The organism is Rudaea cellulosilytica DSM 22992, assembly GCF_000378125.1.
In the GTDB taxonomy this organism is placed as follows: domain Bacteria; phylum Pseudomonadota; class Gammaproteobacteria; order Xanthomonadales; family Rhodanobacteraceae; genus Rudaea; species Rudaea cellulosilytica.
On the sequence record NZ_KB899243.1, the window covers coordinates 364,048 to 375,649 of the forward strand.

Annotated in this window: 8 protein-coding genes; 4 read left to right on the top strand and 4 right to left on the bottom strand. The window is 64.2% G+C overall.

Features of this window, described 5'->3' with window-relative positions:
* Positions 1-46 precede the first annotated feature (46 nt).
* From F455_RS0116200 to F455_RS23485, 3 genes are all read right to left on the bottom strand, one after another.
* Positions 47-1,732 (bottom strand): hypothetical protein, encoded by a 1,686-nt coding sequence (locus F455_RS0116200; protein ID WP_018974365.1) that lies wholly within the window; start codon positions 1,730-1,732, stop codon positions 47-49.
* A gap of 334 nt (positions 1,733-2,066) precedes the next feature.
* A complete protein-coding gene (locus F455_RS0116205; RefSeq protein WP_157578939.1) occupies positions 2,067-3,662 on the bottom strand; it encodes a hypothetical protein in 1,596 nt (531 codons plus the stop codon).
* Between the two features lie 129 nt (positions 3,663-3,791).
* Positions 3,792-5,966, bottom strand: coding sequence for an acetyl-CoA hydrolase/transferase C-terminal domain-containing protein (locus tag F455_RS23485; RefSeq protein ID WP_157578941.1), 2,175 nt, complete (start codon positions 5,964-5,966; stop codon positions 3,792-3,794).
* A 190-nt stretch (positions 5,967-6,156) separates the two neighbouring features.
* On the opposite strand from F455_RS23485, the gene F455_RS0116215 reads away from it, so the two are divergent.
* From F455_RS0116215 to F455_RS0116225, 3 genes are all read left to right on the top strand, one after another.
* The gene (locus F455_RS0116215) at positions 6,157-7,266 is read left to right on the top strand and encodes an alpha/beta fold hydrolase (RefSeq protein WP_018974368.1); all 1,110 of its coding nucleotides are present in this window, start codon (positions 6,157-6,159) and stop codon (positions 7,264-7,266) included.
* Between the two features lie 101 nt (positions 7,267-7,367).
* On the top strand, positions 7,368-8,015 hold the full coding sequence (locus F455_RS0116220) for a dihydrofolate reductase family protein (protein ID WP_018974369.1): 648 nt from the start codon (positions 7,368-7,370) through the stop codon (positions 8,013-8,015).
* 29 nt (positions 8,016-8,044) lie between these two features.
* Positions 8,045-8,443: a VOC family protein gene (locus F455_RS0116225; protein WP_026293462.1), complete on the top strand. Its 399-nt coding sequence runs from the start codon at positions 8,045-8,047 to the stop codon at positions 8,441-8,443.
* 25 nt (positions 8,444-8,468) lie between these two features.
* Here F455_RS0116225 and msrB read toward each other — a convergent pair whose 3' ends face one another.
* Positions 8,469-8,867: a peptide-methionine (R)-S-oxide reductase MsrB gene (msrB, locus tag F455_RS0116230; protein WP_026293463.1), complete on the bottom strand. Its 399-nt coding sequence runs from the start codon at positions 8,865-8,867 to the stop codon at positions 8,469-8,471.
* 174 nt (positions 8,868-9,041) lie between these two features.
* On the opposite strand from msrB, the gene F455_RS21170 reads away from it, so the two are divergent.
* A complete protein-coding gene (locus F455_RS21170; RefSeq protein WP_018974372.1) occupies positions 9,042-11,483 on the top strand; it encodes an LPS-assembly protein LptD in 2,442 nt (813 codons plus the stop codon).
* The last annotated feature ends 119 nt before the right edge of the window (positions 11,484-11,602 follow it).

Here is an 11,602-nt window from a genome sequence, read left to right on the forward strand (position 1 = left end):
CGTTACGAGCTGCAGGCCAACCCTGCTTCCCCCGGGTCGTATTGCCCTACGTGCGCGCGCCGCTTTCGCCGGCCTCTCGGTCCACTATGCGGTCGATCGCCTCACCCGGCAAAACGATTTTCTGATAAAGCCCCGCGTCCTCTGCGCTGAATTGGGTAACGCGGACCGCCCGCGGCATCGTGTCGACGTTGGTTTCGTCGATGCGCAATACCTCGACCCCGGCGACATCGCGCGCAAACGGGCGCGGCACGAGTATGCCCTGCGTGTTGGCGTGCTTGCCGTCGCTCGATGCGCCGACCAGGATGCCGCGCACCGGCGCCAGCGACACGCCATTCGCATCAAGTGCGTAGACCGCAACCGGGATCGGCGAAGACAGCAATTCGACGCCCGCCTCGACCGCGGCATCGCCTTGCGTGCGCAGCCAGCGCAAAGCGCCGTAGCGCCATTTCCGCTCGCCGCGGGTCATGGGCGCCAGCGCGATCAATTCGCCGACGCGCGCGCGCGCATCTTCGCCGGCCTTCCAGCGCAGACGATAGCCATGCCGGCTGCAATCCATCACCTCGGCACACGCATGCTTCGCCTCCGAGCGATCCGGCACGTGCAACGCCCAGCCGGCGACGGGCAAGCTCGTTTCGCCGGCGAGGGGCGAGGCGGACTCCAGGTCCTGACAGCCGGTCAGATGAGAATGCACGCGCGACAATCCGACTTCGGTTTCGAGCCACGCCTGCCCGACACTGCGCGGGGCCTCGCGTTCCGTGTAGCCCGACCAGACACGCCTGAGTGCATCGACGAGATCCACTGCGAGGGTCGCCGAGCCGTCGCCGTAAAGCGCGCGCAGCGTGATCTCACCTTGTCCGTGGCTGCCGGCGACGAGCGTGTCCAATTGCGCGAGCAGGGATCGAGGGTCAAGTGTCCACTCGGCACCCGCATCCACCCAAACCTCGGCGGGCATTGCCGGCGGCGACATGTCGCTTGTACTGCATACCGCAATTGCACCGTTCGCCGCGCGGCCGCGCCGCACCTCGCACCACGACGCCAACACCGGCAGGCTGGTATGCAGTTGCCGATTGCGTGCCTGAGTGAACTGATTCGGCTTGGCGAAGGCCAGCAACAACGCCTGAATATAGATCGAACGCGTGCTCGACCTCATGCCGCCCTGGACCAGGATGCTTTCCCTGTCGGCACAACCGCAGGCGATGGAGAAGCCGAACAAATCATGCAATCCCTGCCATACCCCAGCAGGAGGCGCGGCAAGCCTGCGGCAGGCCAGCCAAAGCCGCGCCTTCTGGCATGCGCTCGCGCGCACCAAGGCCTTGGCCACGCAGCCGCGCTGCAAAAAAGGCACGGTACCGGAACGCTCGGCGAGACCGCAGGCGACACCGCCATAGCCGAGCGCTAATTCGCGTTCGATCTCGTCGGCCAACCGTATCTCGTCGACGCGCTGCGTGGACATCGGAAAAAACTCGCGCACCTCGTTCTTCACGTCATCGACGAGGGCGGCGGCGGTCAGTTCGAACGTTTCGAGCATGGCCAGGCGCTGACGCGGCGCCATGAGCAAGGTATTGAACTCGCGCAGCGCATCGCGCAAACGCATCCGCGCGAAATGCCGGTCGGCCAGCCGCAACCCGCCCAGCCAGCTGCGCAGGGCATGCGGGTCGGCGAAGGGCGACCCCGGTTCCGGCGCGGATTGCGTCGGCAGCATCGCTTCAAGACGATCCAAGACGATATTCATAAGCCCCCCAGCCGATGAACGTGCCTAGCATCTAGTGTTGGATGACGCTCCCTGAACGACGATCAATATTTCAGACATATTCCGCGGTGGCACTGCATTTTCAGTCTATGCCCCGACGCTCACCATAGCTCTTTCCGCGGGGCGTGTCGCGCACTGAAATTTGTACGAGATTTGGCCGCGACAATTACCGGCATCGCTCGACCAGGCCGAGCAAGATCAATGAGCACTAGCCGTCGCGTCAAATTCTCTGCGAGGATCGCCGGCCCCAATCCGTAGACGGCGGGGTGTCCACTTCAGCGGATACGCTCGTCACGCGCCCGTACGGACGTATGGGTCACCCCGAGCTCGCCGTCGCGTCCGTTGCCGGCCCCACGATGCGCGCGAGGATTTCCTCGGGAAGCTGAATTTTCTGGTATAGCCCCTCATCGCGCACGCTGAACTGGGCCACGCGCACGGAGCGCGGCGTGACCTCGTCGACATCGCTGCTGAAACGCGCTACTTCGAGTACGGCGTTGCCCGGAGCGAACGGTCGCGGCACCCAGATGCTTGCTTCGCCAGCGCCGTCGTTTTTGCGTTTGGTTGCTGTGGCATCCGCATTGAAGAGGATGCCGCGCACGGGCGATCCGGCCCTTCCGCCGACATCCAGGACATAGACGGCCACCGCGATCGGAGTCGAAGGCAACAGTTCGATGCCCGCATCGATACCCACTTTCGGATCGGCGCGCAGCCAGCGCAACGCGCCATAGGTCCATTGCCGCTCGTCTTGCTGCTGCTCGACCGGCGCGAGAGCGATCAATTCACCGACGCGGACGCGTGCATCCTCGCCGGACCGCCAATGCAGGCGGTATCCGTGCCGGCTGCTATCGACGACTTGTGCTCGCGCGCGCTGCTTCTGCTTGTCTGCGGGAACGCGTGTCGCCCAGCTCGCGGCGGATGTCGACACTTCACCGGCCAGCGACAGCGCGAACTCGATCTCCTGCTCACCCAACAAAAGGCCGTGCAGACCGGCAAGACCGACTTCGGTCTCGAACACGATATCGTCTGGACTGCGTGCGGACGCTCGCTCGATCCGTGCCGACCATACCCGCCGCAGCACTTCGACCGTGTCGGCGGCGAGCGTGGCCTGCGCGCCGCCGCGCTTGGCGCGCAGGTGCAATTCCGTTTCCCGCCCGCGCGCGGCGAGCAGAGAATCAAGCTGCGCGATCAGGGTCGAGACGTCGAGCAGCCAGCAATCCTCACCGTCGATCGGTCCGGAACGCGGCAGCGTGGGCGGTGTCGCGTCGCCTTTTGCGTAAACCGCGATCGTTCCCGCCAGTGCATGGCCTGGTCCGACGTCGCACCAGGACGCGAGTACCGGCAAGCTCGTGTGCAATTGGCGGTTCTGTTTCTGGGTGAAATGATTTGGCCGAGCGAACGCATGCAGCAGCGCCTGCGCATAGATCGAGCGCACCCCCGCGCGGATGCCGCCCGTCATCGTCACTTCGGCCTTGTCCGCGCAGCCGCTTGCGACGGCGAAGCGGAACATGTCGTGCAACCCTTGCCAGGTACCGGCGTCGGGTTCGCAATGCATCCGGCTTGCCAGCCAGAGACGCGCGTTCTGGTGCAGACAGGCACGCACGAGTGCCTCTGCGACCATGCCACGATGCAGGATCTTCACCTTTCCCGCCGGCGCGCACAGGTCGCAGACGACGGCTACGTAGCCAAGCGCCAGTTCGCGCTCGATCGCACTAGCAAGCAATGCGTCTTCGATGCGTTCGGCCGACATCGGAAAGAATTCGCGCGTCTCGTTTCTGGCGTCGTCGACAAGCGCCGCAGTCGCGTCTTCGAACACACCCAGCATGGGCAGGCGCTCGCGCGCGCCGAGCGGGGTGGCGTTGAACTCGCGCAATATCTCGCGCATCGGCGACAGCGCGGAGCCGCGATTGGCCAACGACACTCCGTTCAATCGGCCGCGCAACGCCGTCGATGTGGAAAAGTACTCTGCCTTCGCGGTGGCGGACCGCGGCGGCAACATCGATTTCAGTCGGGCAAAAACAGCACTCTTATCTGCAGGCATATCTCAATTCTTATCGGCGTCGGCGAGGGCTGCGAGCACAAGCCTGCGCATCAATTTTTCGGCCAAGGTCGCGGGGCGATGCAGGTTCAATCGCGCCAAAAGCATTTCCGCGTCGGCGACAGGCGGCGAGGACGTAAACGCTCGAAGCAAGAAAAATGCCATTTCCGACTTTTTGGCGGAAAGAGCTTTGAGCCGGGTCAATGCCGGCAACAGGCGCAACTCGGTTTCGTCGAAATCGCTGCCGAACGGATACGCGGGAAAGTGCGCCGAGAGCTCGCCGCGCTTCAGCGCTGCCATGAGGTTTTCTCCCGTGTTTGCGCGCCACGCAGCCGGAATCGCAAAATCGCGGCGCAGCTTGCCCGCGGCCTTGGCCTGGGCGGCAAGGCCGTCCTGGAAGCGCGCATCGGCAATCGCGAGCATGGCGAGGATGCAATCCTCGTCCGACTTGCCGCGCAGGTCGGCGACGCCGTATTCGGTGACGTAAATGTCACGCAAGTGACGCGGAATGGTCGTGTGGCCGTAGTTCCAGAGGATGTTTGACTCCGTCCTGCCGGCATGCTCGCGCGTCGCGCGCAGCAGCAGGACCGAACGCCCGTCGGTCAGTGCATGCGCCATAGCGACGAAGTTGTACTGGCCGCCGACGCCGCTGATGACCTGACCGTCGGCCAGCGCATCCGAGGTCGCCGCGCCGAGCAGCGTGGCCATCATGCAGGTGTTGAAGAAACGCGCGTCGCGGCGCTGCAGCGCGTCGAGCGATTCGCGTCCGCCGTAGAGCTGGTTGATGTCGGAGACGCGCGTCATCGACAGGCCGTCGAAGGCAGCGCCATCGAGACCGCGCAGCCACGCGTAGAACGCCTTCGAGCCGAGATAGAACGCGCCGCGCAGATAGCGCCCCTCGCGCAGTCTGCGACCGGCGAGCACGCGGTTCCACTGCGTGCGCGCTTCGGCGTTGCCCAGATCGAGCGGCAGGCTCGACCCATCGGGCAACAGCAAGGTCGTGAATGCCAGCTGCGCACCCTCGGGCAGAAGGCCGAAGCGGAGCAGACGCGCGAACTCGGCCTTGTCGATGTACGGGCCGAGCGCGCCGCAGGCGTACAAGGCATCCGCCGCGTGCGCGTGCAGCGTGTCCTCGATGCTGCCGTCCTCGAGCGCTTGTTCTAGGGCGTAGTCGTCATAGACACGGCGCCTGAGGATGCCCGCTTCGGCAAGATGCATGAAGCCGTCCATGACCATCTCGCTGGCGCCGTACAGGCCGGTCGCGAAGCCGTCGAGGCCGCCGATGCGCGCGGCGAGCGTGCCCGCGCCCGTCTGCGCGCCGACGGCAGCGAGCGCGGCGCCGTATGCCGCGTTGTCACGCTGGCGCAGCAGCAGCGCGTGCACGATCGCATCCGACAGCGCGCCGATGCCGATCTGCAGGGTGCCGCCGTCGCGCACCAGCGCCGAGGCATGCAACCCGATCGCGTATTCGACCGGATCGATTGGCGCACGCGGCAGCGCGAACAGCGTGTGCCGGTTCGCCTGGTCGAACAGCAGCGCGTCGAAAAAATCCGCCTCGACCTCGGCCTCGTTGCCGACGAACGGCAGGTCGGGATGAACGATGCCGACGACATACGGCCGCGCCGCGCCGGCATCGCGCATACGGTCGAGCAGATCCGCGGTGACGTCGGGATTGCAGGCGAGGCTGTAGCGAATACGCCCGGCTTCCTCGCGCGCGGCGATCAGCTGCACGATCACGTTGATGTCGCGATCGACCAGGTCGCGCGCGACATGGGTGTAATTCATGCTCGCGTAATCGCGCTGCGCCGACTCGACGCCGAGCATCGCGCCCGACTGCACATAGAACTCGTGGATGCGCACGTTCGCCGGCAGCGTGCCGGCCTTCTGCGCGGCGACGTAGAGCAGGTCCGGATAGTCTTCGCCGAAATGACGCGCGAGGAACGGTTCGACGAAGCGCCGTTCGAGGTCGGATTTCGGTTGCGGTCGCGCCAGCGACAACGCCGTATATATGTCCAGCCGCAGCGCGGCATCGCCGGCGACACGTCGGTACAACGCGTTGAGCAGCACGTTCGGCTTGCCCAGGCCAAGTGGCGCGGCAACGCGCAGCTCTCCCCCGGCGCGCTCGACGATATGGGCGACGCAGGCACCCACCGAGGTGAGCATTTCAGGATTTCCTTGCACGCCGATCTCCTCGCAGTCGATTTGCCATGATCGCAAATCGCCGGCATGTGAGCCACGCGATACATCGTGGCACCGCAGTCGGGATAACAAAAGGCACTTGCCAAACCTGCATTGCCGACCCAATCTGGCGCCCGTTTTTGCGCGTGGCAAGCCGCGCGAGTCGCCTTTTTCCAATCTGGAATCTCACCACATGAAGCAACTCCTGTTCCTGCCCTTCGCTCTGGCCGCGCTGTTTTCTTCCGCCGGCCATGCGGCCACCGACGCGGAACGCTACAAACTTGCGCGCGATGTGGTGCAGGATTTGGAACGCATCGTCGCGCCGTCAGGTATCCAGGAAACCTACAAAACGAAGATCGGCGGCATCGACCAGTGGATCAACGTGCGCGGCCAGGACAAGGCCAATCCGATCATTCTCTTCGTCCACGGCGGGCCGGCGTCGCCACTGATGCCGACGATTTGGGAATTCCAGCGTCCGATCGAGGAATACTTCACCGTCGTCAACTGGGACCAGCGCGGCGCTGGCAAGACGTTCGGCGAAGTCGATTCAGAATCGATTTCCGGCAGCATCCACATTTCGAGCTATATCGAAGATGCGATCGAAGTCGCCGAGCACATCCGCAAGAAGTACGGCAAGCGCAAGATCATCCTCATGGGACACAGCTGGGGCACGGTCGTCGGCATGGGCGCCGCGCTGAAGCGCCCGGACCTGTTCTACGCCTATGTCGGCATCGGCCAGAACGTGAACACGATGGAGAACGAGCGAATCAGCTTCGAGTTCGGCCTAGCCCAGGCGAAGGCGCACAACAACGCCGAGGCGATCAAGGAAATAGAGTCGATCGCGCCGTACCCGGGTGGCAAACCGGTCACGCGCGAGCGCATCATCATTGCGCGCAAGTGGCCGCAGTTCTACGGCGGTTTGAGCGCATATCGCGAGACCTCTCCCTATTTCTTCGATGCGCCGCTGCTGTCGCCCGAATACGACTTCAACGATCGCCAAGCGATCGACAAGGGCAACGTCTTCACGCTCGGCAGGATCATGCCCGAGTTCCTCGCAGTCGATTACACCGGAGTGCGCTCGTTCCCGATTCCCGTAGTGATGTTCATGGGGCGGCACGACTACACCACCCCTTCCGAACCGACGGCGAAATGGCTGGAGCAAGTGAAGGCACCCTACAAGCGCGGCGTCTGGTTCGAGCACTCCGCGCACATGATTCCGTGGGAGGAACCAGGCAAGACACTGATGAGTCTCGTCCAGTACGTGCGTCCGCTCGCCGGCAATGCGAACGACGCCGAACGCTGAACTACGCCCACCGCTGTTTCAATATCCTAGCGACTCTGTCGATTTCCACAGCGACCGTTCGTCGTTGCCCACGAGACCCTTTACTTTTCGCGAGAATCGCCATGTCCAAGCTACGCGTACGAAGCTTCTCCATCTCCCTCGACGGCTACGGCGCCGGACCGGACCAGAGTCTCGACAATCCGCTCGGCCTGCGCGGCCCCGAGTTGTTCGAATGGTTCTTCGCATCGCGTACTTGGCGCGCCATGCAGGGCCTCGACGGCGGCGAGACCGGCATCGACGACGGCATCGCCGCGGCAGGCATGAGCGGCCTCGGCGCCTGGATTCTCGGCCGCAACATGTTCGGCCCTGTGCGCGGACCGTGGCCGGACGACAGTTGGAAAGGCTGGTGGGGAGACGAGCCGCCGTATCACGTACCGGTGTTCGTGCTCACCCATCATGCGCGAGCGCCGCTGGCGATGAAGGGCGGTACCGTATTCCACTTCGTTACCGACGGCATCGAATCGGCGCTCGCGCAGGCGCGCGCGGTGGCGGGCAATCGCGACATCCGCCTCGGCGGCGGCGTGGCGACGGTGCGCGAGTACCTGCGCGCCGGGCTGATCGACGACCTGCATCTCGCCGTGCGCCCGCTCCTGCTCGGCCGCGGTGAGAATCTGTTTGCCGGCCTGGATCTGAACGCGCTCGGCTACGACTGCGAAAAGTCCGTCGCCGGCGAGCGCGCGACGCACATGTATCTGCGCAAGCGCGCCTGATGCACGCGCAGCGACGCGGAACTGCCGCCATGCCAACCGACCTGCAACACATCAGCGCGATCAGCCTGTTCGTCGACGACCTGCGCACGGCGAAGGCGTTCTATCGCAACGTCTTCGAGGTCGAGACGATCTTCGAAGACGATGTCTCCGCCGCACTAAAATTCGACAAGCTGATCCTGAACCTGCTTCATGTCGACAGCGCCGGCGAGATCATCGAACCGCAGGCACCGGGCGCGCGCGATGCGGGCCCGCGTTGCCAGTTCAGCGTCTGGGTGGATGACGTCGACGCTCTGTGCGCGCGCCTGCGCGAGCGCGGCGTGAGCCTGCTCGCCGGCCCGAAGGATCGCCCCTGGGGCATGCGCACCGCCAACTTCGTCGATCCTGCCGGACACAGCTGGGAAGTCGCGCAAAAGATCGACGCCGGCTGAGGCCGTTCACTGCCACCGCAGGCGATCACTCCTTCGCGTCGAACCCGAGCGCCGCGGAGTTGATGCAGTAGCGCAGGCCAGTCGGTCGCGGGCCGTCCGGGAAGACGTGGCCCAGGTGCGAATCGCAGCGCGCGCATTTGACTTCGACGCGGCGCATGCCGTGGCTTGCGTCTTCCTGCTCGCTCACCGCGTTGGCGTCGATCGGCTGCCAGTAACTCGGCCAGCCGCTGCCGGATTCGTACTTGGCCTGCGAGGAAAACAGCTCGGCGCCGCAGGCCGCACAAAGATACGTGCCCGTCTCGTGATGGTCGTAATACTTGCCGGTGAACGGCCGCTCGGTGGCGGAACAGCGGCAGACGGCGTACTGCTCGGGATTGAGTTCCGCGCGCCACTGCGCGTCGGTCTTTTCGATCTTCTCATTCATCATCTTTTCCTCATGTTTCCTGTCTGCCGGATTGGACGAAACATGCGGCCGAACCTTACACCTGCAAGCCATTGAAGATGAACCGGACAAATGCGCGCCGATTGCCCCTCCACCCCGTTTCGGGCAAGCTTGCCGGCCTCACGTTAGCCTTGCGACGTCCCCGTGCTGCCATCCATGCTGAACGACCGCCGGCTCCGGCATCTGTCCCTGCGTCCCCTGCCGCTGTTGCTGCTGGTCGCGATGGCCGAACCGGTTTCCGCGCAGGTGGCGGTGATTGCCCCCTCGACCACGCAGACGACCTGTCCCGCCGGGGTGATGCGCTGCATCGCGCCGAAGAACGACTACGGCAAGTGCAAGCGCAACGACCTGCTCGATTTTTTCGTGCCCGGCCTGCCGCCGGCCGGTGACCGCTCGAAAGCGCAGTCGACCGCCGATGCGAACAAGGTGACCTGGACCGACAAAAACCACGCTCAACTCGAAGACGACGTGCGCATGCAGCGCCTCGACGCGCTGCTGCGCACCGATTTCCTCACCTACAACAGCGAGACCACCGACTACGTCGCCAACGGCCACGTGCGCTACCAGGACGCTGGCATGCTCATGTCGGCGGACAAGGCGCGCGGCACGACCACGCCGAACGTGACCTATCTCGACAATGTGCGCTATCAGATGCTCGATCAGCGCGGCAACGGCATCGCCGCGGTCGTCAACCAGACCGACCCGGATCACTCGAAGATGACCCAGGGCACGTTCTCGACTTGCGATCCGAGCGAGCGCCAATGGGAGATGCGCGCAAACGACCTCGAGATCGACAAGGTCAAGAACGAGGGCTACGGCCATGGCGTCACATTCGCCTACGAAGGCGTGCCGTTCCTGTGGCTGCCATACATGTCGTTCCCGATCGACGAGGAGCGTCATTCGGGTTTCCTGATGCCGGTCATCGGCTACAGTAACCGGCGCGGCTTCAAGCTCGGCATTCCGTACTATCTGGACCTGGCGCCGAACTACGACCTCACCTTCAAACCGATCGAATATACGAAGCGTGGGCCGTTCCTCGACACCGAGTTCCGTTATCTGTCGGAATGGGACCGGCTGTTGGTCAACGTCGGCTACATGCCCAAGGATGATGTCACCGACGAAACCTCGCGCGGCTACCTGCGCCTGCAGAACTGGACCACGTTCAACGCAAACTGGGGCGCGACAGTCGACGTGCACCGCGTTTCCGACGATCGCTATCTGCGCGACTTCGGCGACAGCTTCCAGAGCACGGCGATCAGCCTGTTGCCCTCCAGCGCGTATGTCAACGGCAATGGCGGCTGGTGGAACACGGCCATCGGCGCCGACGACTGGCAGGTCAGCGACCCCAGTATCGAGTCGTTCTGTCCCGGCGGCGGCCCGCTCAAGGGCTGCGCCAACCCGGTCGTCTACAAGCCCTACACGCGCCTGCCGCGCGTGGCGTTCAACATCGTCACCCAGCACCTGGGCGGCTTCGAATTCGGCATGGAGTCGGAATACATCCACTTCCAGCGCGGCTATTCGCTGACCGGCCAGCGCCTGGATCTGTTCCCGCACATCTCCTACCCGATCGAGACGCTCGCCTGGTTCTTCCGCCCGACGCTCGGTTACCGCATTACCCAGTACGACCTGGCGGACATGCAATTTGCCAGCGTCAACAATCCTTTGCTAACCAAAACCGCGCCGAGCCGCAGCCTGCCGGTGGCGAGCATCGATTCGGGCCTGTTCTTCGAACGCGATACCAAGCTGTTCGGCAACGCCTACATCCAGACGCTTGAGCCGCGCCTGTTCTATCTGTACGTGCCGTACCGCAACCAGAACGGGCTGCCGAACTTCGACACCTCGCTGCCGAGCCTGGATTTCCCGAGCCTGTTCCGCACCAACGCCTATACCGGTGGCGATCGCCAGTCGGATGCGAACCAGGCCACCGTCGCGCTGACCTCGCGCCTGATCGATGCGGACAGCGGCGACCAGCTACTCAGCGGCAGCATCGGCCAGATTCGCTACTTCAAGACGCCAAGCGTCAATCTTCCCTACTACCCGGCGCTGAACACGGTCGGCAAGGACCTGTTCACCGAACTGCAGCTCAATTTCAACAAGCGCTGGAGCGTGACCTGGGACATGCAGTGGAACACCGCTCCGCCGGCGAAGACCGACCCGAACAATCCGGACTGGTTTGGCGAGTTCGGCAGGCATACCGATCTGAACGCGATTTCCCTGCAGCACCGTTTCGGCACCGACGGCGTGGTCAACCTTTCTTACCGCTACCGCCGCGGCTTCCTCGAACAGTACGACGCAACCGCGCTAATCCCGCTCAACCTGCGCTGGAGCATCGTCGGCCGCTACTACTACTCGGTGAGGGACAAGCGCCTGCTCGAGTCGTTCGCCGGCGTGCAGTACGACAGCTGCTGCGTCGCCGCGCGCCTGGTCGCACGCCGCTGGCTCAACAACGTCAGCAATCCGTACAACGACGCCGTCTACATCCCCAACGACGTCAAGGCGGAAAACACGGTCTTCTTCGAGATCGAGTTCAAGGGCATCGGCGCGACCGGGCAACGGACGCAGAACTTCCTGCGGCATGCTATCCTTGGCTATCAATGAGTTAGGCTCCAGCGCTGCGCCGGCTAGGCCGAGCGGCAGCGCGTCGGCCTGATGCGCGGGCTCCATTCAGGGTGTCCGCGCTATCTTCCCCTACCCGCACGCGGGCGCGATGGCGCCCG